The organism is Avibacterium sp. 21-599, assembly GCF_026226765.1.
GTDB lineage: Bacteria > Pseudomonadota > Gammaproteobacteria > Enterobacterales > Pasteurellaceae > Avibacterium.
Map to the genome: position 1 here is coordinate 211,087 of NZ_JAKKOB010000002.1, position 21,222 is coordinate 232,308.

Sequence of the window (21,222 nt, forward strand, 5' to 3'; positions counted from 1 at the left end):
TTAAATATTAATGATACCTGATTTCTAACTAATTTTATTCTCTCCATTTAAAATCAGCAACAAATTTTTGTGTTATTTTATACATCAAATTAGATTAAGAATTTTTATCGCCAATGAAATCCACCACAAACAACCAACCTTCTCTTTTCTAATTGTAATAACATTTTCTTTGCCATTTTATAATAAGCATCACTCACATCAACAGGTTGATTCTCAAGGAGATTCAGCAAGTGATGTGATTGTGATGATCTCCAACTTATCCACAACCTCCCCCCTATTTATTGACAAATAACCCTCAGCATTTCTTTTCCCCAATAAAGGGGAAACCTTGCCCAATTTTAGGGCGTTTAAAGGGAGAAATGTGTGGGTAAAATGCAAGTTATCCACATTCACCTTATTTTTTTAATAATTAAAATGGGGCTGTCCTAGATAACTAGACTAAACTCCCTTTAACCAGTTGTTTTAAAATGGAAATTTGAGTTTTTATGTCACTGTAATTAAAACGCCATTCGCATTCCTTTAAATAAAGCTCAAAATGGGCTTTAGGAATACCATTAAATTTGCGTAAATGGCGTTTTGCTTGGCTCCAAAAATTCTCAATTCCATTAATATGGTTATGATTTTCAGCAAAATGTGTGCTGTGGTTGATACGAAAATGGCTAAATTCACTCACATCAAGCACATCATAACTACGATAAGTATCGGTGTAAACAATACTATCAGGCTTTACTTTCTCTCGAATAATAGGTAACAAGGTGGCTGATTGAGTATTCGGAACCGCAACGGTATAAACCTTGCCATTGCGTTTAAGGAGCCCGAATACTGCGATTTTCCCTGCCGCGCCACGACCACGTTTACCTTTGCGGGCACCACCAAAATAACTTTCATCGGCTTCAATTTCACCTTAAAACATTTCTAAGTGTAGGCTATTTTGATAGATGAGCAGGCGTAAACGATGAAAGTAGTATGCTGCTGTTGTTTTGTTTACATTGACCAACTCCGCAGCAGTCCTTGCTGTAATCCCTGCGACAAATAACTCAATGAGTTTATTTTGTTTATGCTGACTTAGACGACTTTTTCTCATTGGTTCATTCTAACCTAAATAGAGTTTTTAGTCGTTATCTAGGACAGCCCCATTAAAATTAATCAGTTGCTTTTTTATACATTTGCTTTAAAATTGCCAAGATCATTTTTGCCTACGATATTTGTCGTTTTAACTAGGAAACAGTTTAGCGCGATAGCGTGGAACACGCATTTTTAACATTAAGAGAGTCAAATTATGAACAAAATCTATAAAGTTATCTGGAGTGCTGTGCAGCAAGCCTTTGTCGTGGTGTCGGAATTAACCAAAGCACACGGCAAAAGCAAATCACAGTCAGACCAACACATTGATCTAACCAAGCAAACGTTAGTATCGCTTAACCACGCATCTACCCCCCCCCCCCCGAAAACGTCGTGGAAGTATTCCCTCGCTTTCTTAGCCGTCTCTAGCGCCATTTCTTCCTCAGCCTATGCTGACAGCGTGGGCGGTGTGGAAATTACCGGCGCGGAGCAAAATTCTGTCATCATCGGCAACGAAGCCACCAAAGAAACTACGCTAGGAACACAAGGCAGTGTGATTGTCGGGAATAATGTCAATCCGATTTCCGTGAATAACGTGACCGCCGTGGGCAATCAAACCAGCGTTGGTGCAGAGGGTGGTGTGGCACTTGGCGCCTATGCCAATGCAAATAAACAAGCCCTTGTTTTGCCAGAAGTTGCCGCACTGGGTGAAGAAGAAAAAGCGCTTTTTGACACCATTATACAAGATTACCTCGATAACATCGGCTCTTTGGAAGAGGCGATAAGTAACATTGATTCCAAAGAATTCGGTTTCTCACAACTTAACGCGGAACAAAAAGAAAAATTAAAAACCGCGCTTCAAGCCATTGATGAGATACGAAAAGGAAAACGTTTTGATGCCATATTAAGTGCCGCCAGCGTAGGGGACAGCACAAAAGGCTTATTACGCCAAATTACCGGCTTAGCGGCGGGGACAGAGGATACTGATGCCGTCAATCTCGCCCAATTAAAAGCAGCGGTTGCCTCTGCTTCCTCTTATCTTAGCGTGAAAGACAACGAACAACCCGGTGAAAATTTTGCCGGCGATGGAGCAAAAGGCGATAAATCCATCGCATTAGGCGTTGGTGCTAAAACCAAGGAAGAGGCCACCGCCGCCATTGCCATTGGGCATAATGCACAAGCCAACAATGTAAACACCATTTCTATTGGAACTGGCAACATCGTCAATGGCAAAAATTCCGGCGCCATTGGCGATCCGTCGATTATCGACGCCGCCAACTCCTATTCCGTGGGGAACAACAATAGCATCGGCGACAATTCCGACGGCACCTTTGTGTTAGGTAACGACGTTAAGATCGCAAATAATCTCGCAAATTCCACCGCACTGGGTAATCAAACCAGTGTGACCCAAGCAGGGGGCGTGGCATTAGGGGCAAATGCACTGGCGGATCGTGCGAAAGGCACGGCGGGTTATTTGAGTAAGAATAGACCGGATTTTAAGCGAGATGATAGTGATGATCCAATTATCACACCTATTCCCCTAAACAACTATGTGCCGTACCCTTTTACCAGAGAAGAAACACAGCAAATACAGGAAGACGCCAAGGCAAATCGCCTGTCCACAGCGGCTTATGAGCGTTTATCAGGGAAGGATAAAGAATTCTTTGATGCTTGGATGAAAAACAATGCTGGTGTAGCGGGGCTAGATTTAGGTTTAATGGCGAATGAACTTAGCTATCCTCTAAGCGGTAATGCTAAAGATAAAGACGCGGTAGTGAATGCGATGAAAGAAGCCTATCACAATGCCGCTGTTCGCCGACAACAAGCTTTCACCTCTACTGCGGGAGCAGTGAGTGTGGGCAATGTAGAAAAGAATATCTTACGCCAAATCACCGGCGTAGCAGCCGGAACTGCACCAACCGATGCCGTGAATGTCGCCCAGCTTGATACCGCCAGAACCCATTATTTTTCTATTTCAGTGCCAGAAAATAGACGTTATGTAAATAAAGGAAACTACAATAATAATGGTGCTCTCGCAGATTATAGTGTGGTGATCGGGCCAAGCGTTGATAATGGCTATGGCGGGATTAGCATTAATGCGACTCCGGGTAATCAGCTTGGTGGAACGCTACCTTATACTCTAGATGAGTATGATAATCGCCTTGATAAGGCGGGAAGTAGCAATATCTCATTAGGCTTACTTTCAGGAGGTGGCAGTGGTACTATTGCAGACTTGCTCAGCAGGGACTATGGGATAGAGTCAAATAAAAATAATGTTGGTATAGGCGCATTGACGAATTCAGGCACACACACTTTTGATGCCGTGAGTTTAGGTTATGCAGCGGGGGCAGAAAATTTCGGCTCAGGCAATATTTCCATTGGGCGTTTTTCTGGAGTTGGAAATTCCACATTGAGGTTAAATAGAAACGACCTGAATAAAGACTTCTATTTGCATCGTTGGCAGAACACTATTGCAGAGCGAGCTAATCTCTCGGAAGTGGATACAGAGAAATTTAAGCATCAACTGTGGGTTGAGGCCTATGATGGAATTCTTAATGTAGAAGGAGGCATAGGAGGTCCACAACCATATATGTTGGGATTTTATAACGAATTTGGTATCAAATTATCAGATATTGAAACCAATAATATTGCTATTGGGATGAATAGCCAAACCCTGAATGTCAGCACCATTGCAATGGGGGAAAATGCCAAATCGGAAGGCGAACACGGCATTGCCATTGGGCGCAATAGCAAAACCGGGCAGGGCTTTGCCGATCTTCCTAAAGAGCTACAAGATAAAATCGCTTACTTATATGAAACGACTTGGTGGAGAGATAGAAACATCCTCACTGGTGAGGAGTATAAAAAAGCAAAAGCGGAACATGATAGCAAAATTGAAGAAGCACGACAGGCGTTCAAAGAAGTCATCAAGAAGAATGTCGAAGCAAGATACGGCGAAAGTGCCATTGCATTAGGGGATGACACCAATGCCGTTGGGCGTTATGCCATTGCGATGGGGAAAGGCTCGCAAGCCTTAGCGAAAAACAGCTTAGCGATTGGCGTGGGCAATATCGTACGTGGTGAAAATTCTGGCGCCATTGGCGATCCGTCGATCATCAACGCCGCTAACTCCTATTCCGTGGGGAACAACAATACCATTGGCGAAAATGCCGACGGCACCTTTGTACTAGGTAATAACGTTAATATTGCAGAAAATCTCGAAAATTCCACCGCACTTGGTAATCAGACCAATGTGACCCAAACAGGTGGCGTGGCATTAGGGGCGCAATCTCATTCCACCACCGCAGGTGGTGTCGTGGGTTACGATCCGCTCAACACCGGCAATTACCACGCGTTCACCCCACCTGCTGCGCCAGTGTTTGTCGCACCAACGGCAACCCCGCTGGTAGATACCAGTGCTTTTGATAACCTCACAGAGGCGGCGAAAAAAGAGCTGATCGAAGATGTGTTCAGCCGCGAAACCCCGCAAGAAGTGAAACAGGACTTGCATAATCCTAATCGCCCAACGTATGATGAAGACGTTGCTCGTTGGTTTGAAAGCATCGATCCAAGTATTAATACCGTAGCGAAATTTGAAGCCGTTATTGACGCCTACATCGCCAAAACCGAAACTAACCCACCGATTGAAAAACAAAATGCGGATGCCTTAGCCCAAGCGCAAGCAGATTATGCCAAGGCGCAAGAAGAATACGCGACGCAAGTCAAACAGGCTCGCCTTGAACACGTCAAATCCCAAGGCGGAATGGTTAGCACCGAAGGCTACGGCGCGGTTGCCGTGGGTAACGCCGCAGCGGGCATCCTTCGCCAAATCACCGGCGTTGCCGCAGGGACAAACGACACCGATGCCGTGAACGTTGCACAACTGAAAGCCGTCGCAGCAGGCTGGGTAATCGGCAACGATCCCGCGCAAACGGCAACAGAAGTGGGCAAAGTGGCAGCGGGTGAGCGTGTCGATTTCGTTTCAGGCGATGCGCAAACCACCGAAGTAAACGTGGAAGACAACGCAGCTGAAGGGAAATCGAAAGTAACAATTACCGCGAAAACCCAAACACGCTACACCAAAGTGGACGGTTCGCCAATTTATCAACATACCGATGGCAAGTTCTATACTCAACCAAACGGTGCAGGTGAAGTGGTCACCAATAACGATGTGGCAATTTCCTTTGTTTCCCCAGAGGGCAACACCACAACCCCTGTTCGTTTAACCAACATCGCACCGGGCATCAACCCGAATGATGCGGTGAATGTGTCGCAGTTAAATCAAGCGATAAAAGCCAGCAATCTGCACTACATCAGCATCAATGATGATGGCGTCGATCCAAAAGAATTTAACTACAACAACGACGGTGCGAAAGGGCTAAACACTATCGTCCTTGGTGCAGGATCCAGTGCCAAGGAAGGCACCGATGGCTCGGTCATCGTCGGGGCAAAAACCACCACCAGTGGCAAAAACAACGTGTTGATTGGTTCTGAGATCATCAACCACCGTGCCAACCCAGCGGGCGGCGATCCAATTATTGTCAATAATTCCACCGCACTTGGTAATAAAGCTTCGGTGATTGTTGATGGTGGCGTCGCCTTAGGTTATGAATCCAAAGCGGGCGCGGATAAACAAATTGGTTATTTCTCACACCTTGGCCCTGAACAAAAAGATCTAACATATCCAGTCTCAAGCGTGTTGCGTAACTGGCATTTCAGCACGGAAGATCTGGAAAAAATCAGTGACAGTAGTGAACCAAGCAAAACTTTCACCAACGAAGTGGATCTTGCCCTTGCATTGCGTGAAAAAAACGCAGAGGAACGTGCCAAAGAAGTGGATCGCCTTGTGGCATTAGCCGATACAAATGGGCTAGGAGCAAGTGATAGCGATGACGTCAAAGAGAAAAAACTGTTTAATTTACGCGAAAAATTAAACTACCTCGTCAATGCATTAAATACGCCGGTTGATTCCAAAGATCCAAACAGAAACCTGTTTGACACCTTAGCCACCCGTGCCGCCGTGTCTGTGGGTGATCCGAGCAATGGCATCTATCGTCAAATTAAAGGCGTGGCAGCGGGGATGGACGACAGCGACGCCGTCAACGTCGCCCAATTAAAAGCCGCCGAAACCCACTATTTCAGCGTGAAGACTCGTGATAATAATATTTACGAAAACTGGAGAAATGACGGCGCGAAAGGCGAGAATGCCATTGCCTTAGGTGTGGAAAGCGTTGCGATGGAGGCGGAATCTCTCGCCATCGGTCACCGTGCCAAAGCAGGCACTACGACTACGGGCGACTTGAAAGAACGCACAGAAATTGCCAAAGCATTATCCGATGTGGAGAAATATTACATATTAAGGGAGGATGATACTCACCAAGCCACACCGGAACAGAAAGCTTTCCTCTTTGACTTAGATTCGCGCGGAGAAATCGCATATAGCGATATGTTTAATGTCCCTCAATCCCGTTTTAATTCCGCGGGAGCTATTTCCATTGGTTCAGGCGAGACGATGGGCAATCAAGCGATCGCAATCGGTACAGAAGCAGGTTTAAAAGCCTATGGCGATCGTGCGATTAATATTGGTGGCTATATGGTATTTGGTAACTCAGCCATTGGTATCGGTACCTATTCGGAAATTTATGGCAATATGGTGACCAGTTTGGGTGGATATAACCAAGTTAATGCACAGCTTTCTAACCGGATAGGTGCGGTAGGATTCCTGCAGGGTTCTTACAATAACTCTATTGGTGTATTCAGTGGCGTGCTTGGAAAACATAATAACGTATTAGGAAACAAAGCCGTCTCAGTGGGGAGTGGTAATACCGTTATCGGCGATGGCGCAATGGCACTCACCGAACGGGCTACAAAGAAACTCAACCAATTCCCACCGAATTTCACGAACTTGGGAATGGAAGATGCCGTGCAAAATGCTATTGCCATTGGTTCAGGCGCAAAAGCCTTTGCCAATAACGCCATCGTCATTGGAACGGACAATGAAGTGTCTGCAGAAAACGCCGGTGCAGTGGGGAATAATAACACTATTGGCACAAACGCTGATGGCACCTTTGTGTTAGGTAACAACGTTACTATTGCAAAAAATCTCACAAATTCCACCGCACTTGGTAATCGTACAAGTGTGATGACACCTAGTGGTGTGGCGTTAGGTGCGGGATCAGCAGCAATGACAGAAGCGAATGTAGTTGGCTATGACCCATTAGGAGGAAATACCTATACTGTACCAACAGAAATCAAAGATTTAACTGTGGAAGAACGTAAAATCTTTGAAAAACTATTGTTAGCAAATACCACGCTTGATGACGCCATTACCGCAGCGGATAGTGAGCGTATCATGGGTGATATCGCTAAAGTAAAAGCGGCACTTAACAAATTAAAAGACATCAAAGACACCAACGCCTTTGTTTCCACTCTAAGTGCGGTGAGTATCGGCGACGTTTCTCGCGGTATTTTACGCCAAATCACCGGCGTAGCAGCAGGAACAAACGACACCGATGCCGTGAACGTGGCGCAGTTGAAAGCGGCGCAGACGCACTATGTGAGTGTGAATGATGCAGCTACACAAGGACGTAACTACAATAATGATGGTGCTACCGCAGATAATTCCATTGCTATTGGTAAAACCGTTGTTGATGCTGCTGGCTCAGTGTCTATCAATAATGAAACGGGGGCATTGGTTGATACTCGAACTGATATGTTCTTGGCTTTGAATGCTAAAGGTATTGCTTCAACGGATGAATTAAATACTCTCAAAGAAAGGCTTTCACAGACCACTTCAGGAATAAACGCCTATACATCTGTTTTTGATGGAAAAGTTGGTTTAGGTGAAAGTGAAGATAAATTTGTTACATTGCCGACTTCATCTACAAATAGTACGAGTGTAAATGCAGCAGTTGCTGGTGCTAATAGTGTCGGTATTAATGCAAGAGTGATTGGTAGTAATGCAAATGCTATTAATGCAGAAGTGAGAGGCGATAATGTTACAGCTATCGGCGGAACTGCCTATGGTAAGAACCTAACAGCTATTGGTTCAGCATATACCCAAGGTTCTAACAATATTGTTTTAGGAGCAGGGGGAAATCCTTCAAGTACATCAGTTGCAAGTATAGCTACTGGTCATGATTTGATTCAATTAGGTGCTAACAGCTTGATGATGGGGAGCTATAACTCCGCATTAGGATCTAATCAAACGGTAGTAGGACATAATAATAATTTATTAGGTTCAAATGCATACATTAGTCGTTCTCGTGAATATCTTAACGTAGGAGACTACTCGAATTTTGAAGGATGGAAATCTGTTGTTGGTGGTACGGCATTAGGTTCATATACCTTTGTGCCAGAAGATGGTGCTGTTGCCCTAGGTGCAGGATCTGTTGCGAATGTTGCAGGTGGTTCAGTTGGTTATCGACCAGAAGCATTGCCAGCATTAGATTCTTCTGTTAATGCAGTAGAAGAAGCATTCAAAGCCATCAATGCTGAAAATAGTCGATATCACAATGAGAATTTAGCTAAATCGGCATTGCAACAATTATTAATCGAGAGTGATAGCCTTGATGATGCATTAACCAAATTGGCAACAGAGCAATATAAGCATCTTGATTCGCCAACTATTAACAATCCAGCTAAAACTAAGCGACAATTGGTGCAAGAAGCGCTTACTGCATTGAAAAATACGCAAGGAACAGATGATAAAGCCTTTATCGCAACAGCGGGAGCGGTGAGTGTCGGTGATATTTCAAAAGGTATCCTCCGCCAAATCACCGGCGTAGCAGCAGGTACAAATGATACTGATGCTGTGAACGTGGCGCAGTTGAAAGCCGTAGCGGAAGGTTGGGCGATCGGCAACGATCCAGCTCAAGCAGAAGTTGGCAAAGTGGCAGCGGGCGAGCGTGTCGATTTCGTTTCAGGCGATGATCAAACCACTGAAGTGAAAGTGGAAGACAACGCGACTGAAGGTAAATCGAAAGTAACGATTACCGCGAAAACCCTATTTAAATACCAAAAATCTGATGGCACGCCAGTGTATCAATATAATGGTAAGTTCTATACCGAACCAAATGGACAGGGCGATCTGGTTCCTGCATCAGACATTTTGGTGGTGGCAATTAACCCAGATGGCACAACCAGTTCACCAACACGGTTGAGCAATATTGCAGCGGGGGTTGAGGACAGCGATGCAGTAAATTATGCACAATTAAAAGCAGCCACATTGCATTATTTAAGCATTAACTCAACGGACGGTAATAATGCCGATAATCTCGGTGCAAAAGGTGTGGATTCTATTGCATTCGGTAAAAATGCAAGCACAACGCAAGATGCCACGAAAGCAATCGCCATTGGCTTAGGTGCAATTGCATCTCACGCCAATAGCGTGGCATTAGGCGCAGGATCAACAACCACACGCGGTGCGACAACAGGCGGTTCTTATAAAGCACCAATTGGTGGTGGCAGAGAAATCGCCACAAACTATGACACCGTGGGTACTGTGTCTGTGGGTAGCTCAGATGGATTACGTCAAATTACCAACCTCGCCGCAGGGTCAGCGGACACCGACGCCGTCAATGTATGGCAACTAAAACAAGCCATCGACGGCTTAAAACAAGACATCGAACAAAATGTCGTACCCGGTCTTAAAGGCCCTACTGGGGATAAAGGTCCGCAAGGGGATAAAGGTCTAACGGGCGACAAAGGCGCAACCGGTGATAAAGGCGCAACCGGTGACACTGGAGCCAAAGGTGCGACAGGTGATACTGGTGCCAAAGGTGCAACAGGTGATACCGGAGCGAAAGGTGCAACAGGTGACACTGGTGCTAAAGGTGCAACAGGTGACACTGGTGCTAAAGGTGCAACAGGTGATACCGGAGCGAAAGGCGCAACCGGTGACACTGGAGCCAAAGGTGCAACAGGTGATACTGGAGAGAAAGGCGCAACCGGCGATACTGGTGCTAAAGGCGCAACCGGAGATACTGGCGCGAAAGGCGCGACAGGCGATACCGGAGCGAAAGGCGCAACCGGTGACACTGGAGCCAAAGGTGCAACCGGAGATACTGGCGCGAAAGGCGCGACAGGCGATACCGGAGCGAAAGGCGCAACCGGTGATACCGGAGCGAAAGGCGCGACAGGCGATACCGGAGCGAAAGGCGCAACCGGCGATACTGGAGCGAAAGGTGCAACTGGTGACACTGGAGCCAAAGGCGCAACAGGTGACACTGGTGCTAAAGGTGCAACAGGTGACACTGGTGCTAAAGGTGCAACAGGTGACACTGGAGCTAAAGGTGCAACAGGTGATACCGGAGCGAAAGGTGATAAAGGTCAAACCGGCGACAAAGGCGCAACCGGAGATAAAGGTCAAACTGGAGATAAAGGTGCGACTGGTGACAAAGGTGCAACCGGAGATAAAGGCGCAACCGGCGATACTGGTGCGAAAGGCGATAAAGGTCAAACTGGAGATAAAGGTGCGACTGGTGACAAAGGTGCAACCGGTGACACTGGAGCCAAAGGTGCAACCGGCGATACTGGTGCTAAAGGCGCAACAGGTGACACTGGAGCCAAAGGTGCGACTGGTGATACTGGAGCCAAAGGTGCAACTGGTGATACTGGAGCGAAAGGCGCGACTGGTGACAAAGGCGCGACTGGTGACAAAGGCGCGACTGGTGACAAAGGTGCAACTGGTGACAAAGGTGCAACTGGCGATAAAGGTGCAACCGGAGATAAAGGTCAAACCGGCGACAAAGGCGCAACCGGAGATAAAGGTCTAACAGGTGATACTGGTGCCAAAGGCGCAACCGGCGATACTGGTGCGAAAGGCGCAACGGGTGATACTGGCGCGAAAGGCGCGACAGGCGATACTGGAGCGAAAGGCGCAACCGGCGATACTGGTGCGAAAGGCGATAAAGGTCAAACTGGAGATAAAGGTGCGACTGGTGACAAAGGTGCAACCGGTGACACTGGAGCCAAAGGTGCGACTGGTGATACTGGAGCCAAAGGTGCAACAGGTGATACCGGAGCGAAAGGCGCAACCGGTGATACTGGAGCGAAAGGTGCAACAGGTGACACTGGAGCCAAAGGTGCAACAGGTGATACTGGTGCTAAAGGCGCAACCGGAGATACTGGCGCGAAAGGCGCGACAGGCGATACTGGTGCTAAAGGCGCAACCGGAGATAAAGGTCAAACTGGAGATAAAGGTGCGACTGGTGATACTGGTGCTAAAGGTGCGACAGGTGACACTGGAGCCAAAGGTGCAACAGGTGATACTGGTGCTAAAGGCGCAACCGGAGATACTGGCGCGAAAGGTGCAACAGGTGATACCGGAGCGAAAGGTGCAACAGGTGACACTGGAGCCAAAGGTGGCGATAACTACTGGTGCGAAAGGCGCAACGGGTGATACCGGTGCTAAAGGTGCAACAGGTGATACCGGAGCGAAAGGCGCAACCGGTGATACTGGAGCGAAAGGTGCAACAGGTGATACCGGAGCGAAAGGCGCAACCGGTGATACTGGAGCGAAAGGTGCAACAGGTGACACTGGAGCCAAAGGTGCAACAGGTGATACTGGAGCCAAAGGTGCAACAGGTGATACTGGTGCTAAAGGCGCAACCGGAGATACTGGCGCGAAAGGCGATAAAGGTCAAACTGGAGATAAAGGTGCGACTGGTGATACTGGAGCGAAAGGCGCAACAGGTGACACTGGTGCCAAAGGCGCAACCGGCGATACTGGTGCGAAAGGCGCAACGGGTGATACTGGCGCGAAAGGCGCGACAGGCGATACTGGAGCGAAAGGCGCAACCGGCGATACTGGAGCGAAAGGCGCAACCGGCGATACTGGTGCGAAAGGCGATAAAGGTCAAACTGGAGATAAAGGTGCGACTGGTGACAAAGGTGCAACCGGTGACACTGGAGCCAAAGGTGCGACTGGTGATACTGGAGCCAAAGGTGCAACAGGTGATACCGGAGCGAAAGGCGCAACCGGTGATACTGGAGCGAAAGGTGCAACAGGTGACACTGGAGCCAAAGGTGCAACAGGTGATACTGGTGCTAAAGGCGCAACCGGAGATACTGGCGCGAAAGGCGCGACAGGCGATACTGGTGCTAAAGGCGCAACCGGAGATAAAGGTCAAACTGGAGATAAAGGTGCGACTGGTGATACTGGTGCTAAAGGTGCGACAGGTGACACTGGAGCCAAAGGTGCAACAGGTGATACTGGTGCTAAAGGCGCAACCGGAGATACTGGCGCGAAAGGTGCAACAGGTGATACCGGAGCGAAAGGTGCAACAGGTGACACTGGAGCCAAAGGTGCAACCGGCGATACTGGTGCGAAAGGCGCAACGGGTGATACCGGTGCTAAAGGTGCAACAGGTGATACCGGAGCGAAAGGCGCAACCGGTGATACTGGAGCGAAAGGTGCAACAGGTGATACCGGAGCGAAAGGCGCAACCGGTGATACTGGAGCGAAAGGTGCAACAGGTGACACTGGAGCCAAAGGTGCAACAGGTGATACTGGAGCCAAAGGTGCAACAGGTGATACTGGTGCTAAAGGCGCAACCGGAGATACTGGCGCGAAAGGCGATAAAGGTCAAACTGGAGATAAAGGTGCGACTGGTGATACTGGAGCGAAAGGCGCAACAGGTGACACTGGTGCCAAAGGCGCAACCGGCGATACTGGTGCGAAAGGCGCAACGGGTGATACTGGCGCGAAAGGCGCGACAGGCGATACTGGAGCGAAAGGCGCAACCGGCGATACTGGAGCGAAAGGCGCAACCGGCGATACTGGTGCGAAAGGCGATAAAGGTCAAACTGGAGATAAAGGTGCGACTGGTGACAAAGGTGCAACCGGTGACACTGGAGCCAAAGGTGCGACTGGTGATACTGGAGCCAAAGGTGCAACTGGTGATACTGGAGCGAAAGGCGCGACTGGTGACAAAGGTGCAACTGGCGATAAAGGTGCAACCGGAGATAAAGGTCTAACAGGTGATACTGGTGCCAAAGGCGCAACGGGTGATACTGGCGCGAAAGGCGCGACAGGCGATACTGGAGCGAAAGGCGCAACAGGTGACACTGGCGCCAAAGGTGCAACAGGTGATACTGGAGCGAAAGGCGATAAAGGTCAAACCGGCGACAAAGGCGCAACCGGAGACAAAGGCGCGACTGGTGACAAAGGTGCAACTGGAGACAAAGGTACAACCGGAGATAAAGGTGAAGCCGGCGATAAAGGTATGACTGGAGATAAAGGTCAAACCGGAGATAAAGGCGAAGCTGGAGACAAAGGTCAAACTGGTGATAAAGGTGCAACTGGAGACAAAGGCGAGACTGGAGACAAAGGTCAAACTGGAGATAAAGGTGAAGCTGGCGATAAAGGTATGACTGGAGACAAAGGTCAAACCGGAGATAAAGGTGCAACTGGAGACAAAGGCGAGACTGGAGACAAAGGTCAAACTGGTGATAAAGGCGCAACCGGAGATAAAGGCGCAACCGGAGACAAAGGCGCAACCGGAGACAAAGGCGCGACTGGTGACAAAGGTACAACCGGAGATAAAGGTGCGACCGGAGATAAAGGTGCAACTGGCGATAAAGGCGCGACTGGTGACAAAGGTCAAACTGGTGATAAAGGTGAAGCTGGCGATAAAGGTATGACTGGAGACAAAGGCGCGACTGGAGACAAAGGTCAAACCGGAGATAAAGGCGAAGCTGGAGACAAAGGTACAACCGGAGATAAAGGTCAAACCGGTGATAAAGGTGCAACTGGAGACAAAGGCGCGACTGGTGACAAAGGCGCGACTGGTGACAAAGGTCAAACTGGTGATAAAGGTGAAGCCGGCGATAAAGGTATGACTGGAGACAAAGGCGAGACTGGAGACAAAGGTGCAACTGGAGACAAAGGCGCGACTGGTGACAAAGGTCAAACCGGAGATAAAGGCGAAGCTGGAGACAAAGGTACAACCGGAGATAAAGGTGAAGCTGGCGATAAAGGTATAACTGGAGACAAAGGTGCAACTGGAGACAAAGGCGCAACCGGAGATAAAGGCGAAGCTGGAGACAAAGGTCAAACTGGAGATAAAGGTGAAGCCGGCGATAAAGGTATGACTGGAGACAAAGGCGCGACTGGTGACAAAGGTCAAACCGGAGATAAAGGCGAAGCTGGAGACAAAGGTACAACCGGAGATAAAGGTGAAGCTGGCGATAAAGGTATAACTGGAGACAAAGGTGCAACTGGAGACAAAGGCGCAACCGGAGATAAAGGCGAAGCTGGAGACAAAGGTCAAACTGGAGATAAAGGTGAAGCCGGCGATAAAGGTATGACTGGAGACAAAGGCGCGACTGGTGACGCAGGTGCGACCGGAGATAAAGGTGCAACTGGAGACAAAGGTCAAACCGGAGATAAAGGCGAAGCTGGAGACAAAGGTCAAACTGGAGATAAAGGTCAAACCGGAGATAAAGGTCAAACCGGAGATAAAGGTCAAACCGGAGATAAAGGTCAAACCGGAGATAAAGGTGCAACTGGAGACAAAGGCGCGACTGGTGACGCAGGCGCGACTGGAGACAAAGGTACAACCGGAGATAAAGGTCAAACTGGTGACACTGGCGCGAAAGGTGAAAGCGGAGACAAAGGTCCTCAGGGCGATAAAGGTCTGACAGGTGACAAAGGTCTAACCGGAGACACTGGCGCGAAAGGTGAAAGCGGAGACAAAGGTCCTCAGGGCGATAAAGGTCTGACAGGTGACAAAGGTCTAACCGGAGACACTGGCGCGAAAGGTGAAAGCGGAGACAAAGGTCCTCAGGGAGACAAAGGTCCTCAAGGGGATAAAGGTCTAACAGGTGACACCGGCGCGAAAGGTGAAAGCGGAGACAAAGGTCCTCAGGGAGACAAAGGTCCTCAAGGGGATAAAGGTCTAACAGGTGATACTGGCGCGAAAGGTGAAAGCGGAGACAAAGGTCCTCAGGGCGATAAAGGTCTGACAGGTGACAAAGGTCTAACCGGAGACACTGGCGCAACTGGAAGTGCTGGCACAGATAGAAGCAATATTCCTATGTATGATCATAAAGGTGTGTCGAAGACTGCACCGAGAAATCTAGGAGAGGCAATTGAGCAAATTAACAATGAAGGCATTAAATATGTTCATGTTAATGGCTCTAATACCTCTGCAAGTGTTCCGGACGACAGAGATCCTAATGATGCTTCTGCCTTAGGGAAATATGCTATCGCGATCGGTAAAGGGGCGACTGCACAAGGGGATAACACAATTGTTATTGGTACTGACAGCAAAGCTGAAGCTAACAATGCGATTGTTATTGGCTCGAATGTGACTAAAACAGCAGAGAACTCTGTGAATTTAGGTAATAAGTCTGAAGCTGAGACAGCGAAAACAGCTCAAACAGCAGGGACAACGGAGTATAAAGTCTCAGATAGTCCATTCAAAGATATTGTTAGCGCTGCCGTAGAGTTTGCAGGAACCACCGCTACTGGAGTCGTGACCGTGGGTAAACCGGGAGAGGAGCGTCGTATCCAAAATGTTGCAGCAGGCTTGATCTCTAAAGACAGTACTGATGCAGTAAATGGTAGCCAGCTTTATGCATTATCTACCGCGATTACAAATGGTACCGCGGGATTAGTCCGCCAAGAGGAAAAGCCTGACTTGATAGGAAGACGCCAATATAATGGTAACCCAGTGAACGATAACCAACTTCGCGTTGGTGCGAATACGGGAGGCTATGCGGTAAACTTTGCTAACCAATTTGGCGAGAACCGTCGTTTAACGGGAGTAGACGATGGCGTAAATCCATTCGATGCGGTGAATAAACGTCAGCTTGATGGCGCAATTGCAGGTGTCAATGATCGTATATCTAAAATGGATAAAAATATGAAATCTGGCATCTCTAATGCGGTTGCAATGGCAAGTATTCCACAGGTTTATATGCCGGGTAGAAGTATGCTTGCTGTAGGTACAGGTACCTACAAAGGTAGCTCTTCAATTGCGGTTGGCGTGAGCCGGATTAGTGATAATGGTAAAGTTACCTTTAAACTTAATGGTAGTGCATCACAAAAAGGTGATGTCGCCGTTGGGGCAGGTATTGGGTTTATGTGGTAATCCATTGCTAATCTAGGAAGATAAAGTGCGGTGAAAAATTTGAAATTTTTCAACCGCACTTTTTATATCAATAATAGGGTATTTAATGATTAATAGGCGATTGATTTTATTGAATTTAGCGTTGCTAATTAGCCCATGGGGAATAGCAAATGACTATTCTGTGGATGATTATTATCAGGCAAAGCTAGAAGTGAGATATGAGGGGGAAGTCGGTGCGTTTGCACAAGATTTAGCGCAGCAATTACATATTCCTTATTATACTTATCAAGCAGAGGTGCAACGCGTTATTTATGTTCAGCAGGATGAGACGAATTCACTGGCTAATTTAATTTCCATTATTAATAAGCAATTACCAACTTCGGTGATTTCACTTAAGAAAATAGGTGATCAAGTTACCTTGATGTTAGAGAAAAAACCGTTGCAATCAAAGGAAAAAAACTATATTGGTCCTATCGTCATAGGAAAGTCACAGAAGGGCAATCTGCTTGCTGAAGATGCTGGAAAACGTGCTGATCATCAGGTGAATTCACTTTCGCCAGATGAGGTTAAAGCGAGAGAAATCGAGGCTGAAAAAATAAAAAGTATATTAGCAATGAGTCAGGATAAAAAATTAATTCAGCAATATTCAAGGAGAAAACAGCCCGAGTATCGGGTAGAAAGTGAGGAAGAAAAACAAAAGATTGGGTTAGAAACAATAAAAAGTACAAAAATTAGTACTTTTTTGGTGTTCAATGATCAGATAAATTTAAAAGATTATCAAATCAAAGGCGATTTTCAGGATTTTGCCAAATTAGACAATGTTGCAGTGATTTTACATAGGCAGAAAAAACCGCCGATGGTGATTACGATCATTGCACCAAATGGGCACGAAGCGATTTTAAAATATTAAGCGATGTATTGAGAGGAATAGGGTATGAAATCAATTTGTCTTGTGATGATTGTAAAAAATGAATCAAAGATTATTAGACGATGTTTGGACAATGTGAAAGATAAGATAAATTATTGGGTGATTGTTGATACGGGATCAGAAGATAAAACCAAAGAAATTATTTTAGAAACCTTAAAAGATATTCCCGGTGAGCTACACGATAGAAAATGGGTAAATTTTGGTGTTAATCGTTCTGAAAGTCTATCCTTAGCGAAAGGCAAAGCCGATTATTTATTATTATGTGATGCAGATGAGAATATTCTGTTTTCAGCAGATTTTAATGCCGATGATCTGACAGCAGATGCCTATTTGCTCAGTTATATAGGTGGGCTAGACTATTCTGTCCCTTACTTAATTCGGGGTGATTATAATTGGCGCTATGTAGGTGTAACGCACGAATATCTAGATTGTGATGTGCCAGTAAAGAAAGAGAAATTGGGTACTATCTCTATTTTTGATTCTAAAGATGGGGGATCTAAAGCGGATAAATTTGAGCGTGATATTCGCTTATTAGAACAAGGGCTGATTGAGGAACCCGATAATAGCCGATATAAATTCTATTTAGCAAACAGTTATCGTGATATTGGGAATTATGAGAAAGCCATTGAATGGTATTTAAAACGTATTAATGATGGGGAATGGATTGAGGAAGTGACCGTTGCTTATGAAAGGCTGGGGCTTTGCTATGAAAAATTAAATAACCCAGAAAAAGCACTGTATTATTGGTTACTTGGCTATGATTATAATCCTAAGCGCGCGGAATGTTTATACTATGCAATTCGTCAATTACGTCGAGAAGGCAAATCACGTTTAGGTTATCAGTTAGGATTAATGGCAGAAAAAATAGCTTATCCTATTAATGATATTTTATTTATTAATAAGGATATTTACGAGTATTTATTAGATTATGAAATGTCGATTAATGCTTATTATGTCGATGACCTTAAAAAGGGATTTGACGCCTGTAAATCCGTTTTTATTAAGTGTAATGATAAAGATTTATTAGATATTACATTAGGAAATATTCGTTATTATAAAGAGGCATTTCACCAAGATCCTAGTTATTCTCGTTATATATTATCTCAACGCCTTGCTGATCTTTATCCAGAGAATCATCCTCTTTATGACAAAGCGCAACGCATTATGAATTGGCTAAAATAACGCATTAAGAGCTTTGTGTTATTTATAGTGCAGCAGTGCGAGAGCGTAATAGAGAATACATCAACGTTTTGGCTGTCTCTCAAGGGCGAAAGGTAACGGAGATTTATGGTGGCGAATAAACAGAGAAGCAATATTCATACTGTGGTGTATCTTTATTAAAAGAATATGGCATTTTTATGTATTGATAAAAAGATCAAGCCTTCTTCCGAAGTAAATAGCGTGCCAACACACTGTTGAGAGAATATAGGGTTTGTTGCGCTATCTTATCTAGATCACGCTATTTTACTTCGCCCTTAAATGAGCATAAGGATTCACAATGTGAAATATCTTCCTATAAAGTGCGGTGAAAATTTGGTGAGTTTTTCTTGGTATAAGGGAGAATAATCGTCTATTTAGCCAAAAAATCAGGCTATTTAGAAATCCATAACGGCAGTTTGATCACAACACGCAAGCCACCAAGGTGGCTTGGTTCCGCCCATACTTTTCCTTGATGTTCACGGATAACATTAGCGACAATCGCAAGCCCTAGCCCTGTTCCCCCAGTTTCACGGGTTCTGGCTTCATCAATGCGATAAAATGGCTTGAAAATATTTTCATATTCATTGGCTGGAATACCCGCGCCGTTATCATCAATGGCAATCACCATTGCATTCTCTTCAATAAAGATTGTTGCTTCAATTTTAGCGTGCGTATATTTCAACGCATTGCGTAAGATATTTTCAATGGCACTGCAAATTAACCCTTTATTTCCATTGAGGTAATATTGGCTCGGTTTATGAATCAGTTGTTTGACTTTGAAGGATAATTTTTTCTGTTCCGCTTCAAAACGGCTATCTTTAATAATATCGTGCCAAATTTCAGTGATGGGGAAAATTTCTCGTAGAATATGGCTATTTAGCTGCTGACGTGAAAGTAACAGCAGATCATTAATCATTTCATCAAGGCGTACGGCTTCTTTTTCGATGCGGGCGATTTCTGCGCTGCTATTGATTCGGCGACGTAATAAGGCTAGCGCCAGTTGCAAGCGGGTAAGCGGTGTTCTTAGTTCGTGTGAAATAGAGGAAAGTAGGGTTTGTTGATTAGAAAGTTGATCGTCTAAGGCAATCGTCATTCGATTGAAACTTTGCCCCACTTGACGTAACTCAATAGTGCCTTGCGTTTCAAGGGATTTATCCACTTTAAAATTGCCTAAAGCAACGGCATTTGCCGCTTGCTGTAAATGTCTCAACGGTCGCCCAATACTTCGTGAAAGCCACCAAAGTAACGGGGTGGAAATTAACATAATAAATAAAATGAGGATATAAGGGCGGTCAAAAATATAAGACAGAACTTCTTTTTGCGGATTAACACGGCTGACAAAATAGAGGGTGTAAGGCACATCATTGTCTAAATTGAGGTGTACGGTAAAAGGCCCGGCAATCTGAATGTCATAAAAGTTTTTTTTCAGCGGTTTTAATGTGCTTACGGTGTGGTACATAAATTGCTGAATAGAGGCAATTTCTTCCTTTCTTGCGCCAAGAATATTGCCATTTTTATCTGCCAAAACAGGGTGAATGTCGTCAAATTTGTCCATAGGGATAACTGGCACGCCAGAAATAATATGCGCCAGTTGTTTATTCCGAATGGCGGTGGCGATTTCACCGTAATAACCCGAAACTTCTTCATTGCCAAGTTCCGTGTAAATACGCGCATCAAAATAAGGCAGTAAAAAAATCAATGCGAGGAGAAGCGCAAAGGCAAGCCAGAATAAGGCAAAAATTCGCATTGATAAGGTATTGAGAAACGTTAATTTCATTTTGCTTGAGGTTATTTCGAGGCAACAAGGAGATAGCCTTTGCCTCGTAAGGTTTTGAACCAAGGCGAATCGTCATTTCGTGGTGGGAGTTTTTTCCTTAGATTTGACATATGCATATCAATAGCACGATCAAACGGTGTCAGCGGTTTACCTAGGATTTCCATACTCAAATGCTCACGAGAAAGAATTTGCCCCGGATTTGCGATAAGGGTTTGTAATAAAGCAAATTCTGTGCCGGTAAGTTCGAGATTTTTATCCTCATAAAGCACTTGCTGACGTCCGGGATAAAGCGTGAGACCACAAAATTCAATTTGTTGATTTTCTTCTGATTTGCTTTCATTCACGGAATTTGCCAGTTCAGTACGGCGTAAAATGGCTTTAATTCTTGCCACTAATTCACGATCATTGAACGGCTTTGGTAAATAATCATCTGCACCTAACTCTAAGCCGATAACGCGATCAATTTCATCGCCTCGTGCTGTGAGCATCATTACGGGGGTAGTGAAATGCTGCCTAATTTGTTTTAGGGTTTCAATGCCGTTTAACACGGGCATCATTATATCCAATAAAACAAGGTGATAGCTGTTATCCAATTTGTCTAAGGCTTCTTTACCATTGTTTGCGGTATCTACTTCAAAGCCTTCTAGCTGAAGTAATTCCGCCAGAAGTTCCACAAGTTCAATATCATCGTCCACTAATAATAATTTAGCCATTGCGTTTGGTCCTTATAATGAAGTGCGGTGTTATTTTGCCGAGTTTTTATTTCCAGAACTGCCACCAGTGTTTGTTTTGGCTTTCTGGCGCGTCAATCACCACGTTATTGATTTCTTTTTCTCCCGCTGTTGGCAACGGTTTATCTAAATCAAGGTGAGTGACCACACCTTGTTTATCAAAGTTTACGATAAAGGTATGTTGTTCCGGTGCTTGGTAAGCCTTTTGGATAAGGAAAACATAATACCAAGTATTATTGCTAAATGGATCGATTAACACCGGCGTCCCTAATAAGTATTGTACTTGTTGCTTATTCATTCCCACTTTGACTTGATCTACCGTGGCCGCCTCAAGGTAATTTCCTTGTGGCACATCAATACGATAGACCACTTTACTTACGGTGGAACAGGCCGTTACGCTGAATGCTAACATTGCCGCGGTAATAAGAGTTTTTAACTGCATATTGG

The 21,222-nt window shown here is 45.7% G+C and carries 7 protein-coding genes and 1 pseudogene; 4 read left to right on the top strand and 4 right to left on the bottom strand.

Annotated features, from left to right (window positions below; genetic code table 11):
- Positions 1-433: 433 nt before the first annotated feature.
- A pseudogene (locus L5B83_RS10915) lies at positions 434-1,084 on the bottom strand (IS1595 family transposase).
- A 195-nt stretch (positions 1,085-1,279) separates the two neighbouring features.
- Here L5B83_RS10915 and L5B83_RS10920 point away from each other — a divergent pair.
- The 4 genes from L5B83_RS10920 (at position 1,280) to L5B83_RS10940 (ending at position 18,249) form a co-directional block, all read left to right on the top strand.
- A complete protein-coding gene (locus L5B83_RS10920) occupies positions 1,280-11,464 on the top strand; it encodes an ESPR-type extended signal peptide-containing protein (protein ID WP_326938365.1) in 10,185 nt (3,394 codons plus the stop codon).
- Complete coding sequence (locus L5B83_RS10930; protein ID WP_265778542.1) at positions 11,409-16,160, top strand: collagen-like protein; 4,752 nt, start codon at positions 11,409-11,411, stop codon at positions 16,158-16,160. The genes L5B83_RS10920 and L5B83_RS10930 overlap by 56 nt, the downstream gene beginning before the upstream one ends.
- Positions 16,161-16,245: 85 nt before the next feature.
- Positions 16,246-17,049, top strand: a complete 804-nt coding sequence (locus L5B83_RS10935; RefSeq protein WP_265778543.1) for a hypothetical protein — start codon at positions 16,246-16,248, stop codon at positions 17,047-17,049.
- A gap of 24 nt (positions 17,050-17,073) precedes the next feature.
- Complete coding sequence (locus tag L5B83_RS10940) at positions 17,074-18,249, top strand: tetratricopeptide repeat-containing glycosyltransferase (RefSeq protein ID WP_265778544.1); 1,176 nt, start codon at positions 17,074-17,076, stop codon at positions 18,247-18,249.
- Positions 18,250-18,658: 409 nt separating this feature from the next.
- Here the strand turns inward: L5B83_RS10940 and cpxA are convergent, their stop codons facing one another.
- From cpxA to bamE, 3 genes are read right to left on the bottom strand one after another with little or no spacing between them, the layout of a single operon-like run.
- Positions 18,659-20,044: an envelope stress sensor histidine kinase CpxA gene (gene cpxA / locus L5B83_RS10945; protein WP_265778545.1), complete on the bottom strand. Its 1,386-nt coding sequence runs from the start codon at positions 20,042-20,044 to the stop codon at positions 18,659-18,661.
- An 11-nt stretch (positions 20,045-20,055) separates the two neighbouring features.
- The gene (gene cpxR / locus L5B83_RS10950; protein ID WP_250351090.1) at positions 20,056-20,757 is read right to left on the bottom strand and encodes an envelope stress response regulator transcription factor CpxR; all 702 of its coding nucleotides are present in this window, start codon (positions 20,755-20,757) and stop codon (positions 20,056-20,058) included.
- A gap of 46 nt (positions 20,758-20,803) precedes the next feature.
- Positions 20,804-21,217: an outer membrane protein assembly factor BamE gene (bamE, locus tag L5B83_RS10955; protein WP_250351091.1), complete on the bottom strand. Its 414-nt coding sequence runs from the start codon at positions 21,215-21,217 to the stop codon at positions 20,804-20,806.
- Between the last annotated feature and the right edge of the window lie 5 nt (positions 21,218-21,222).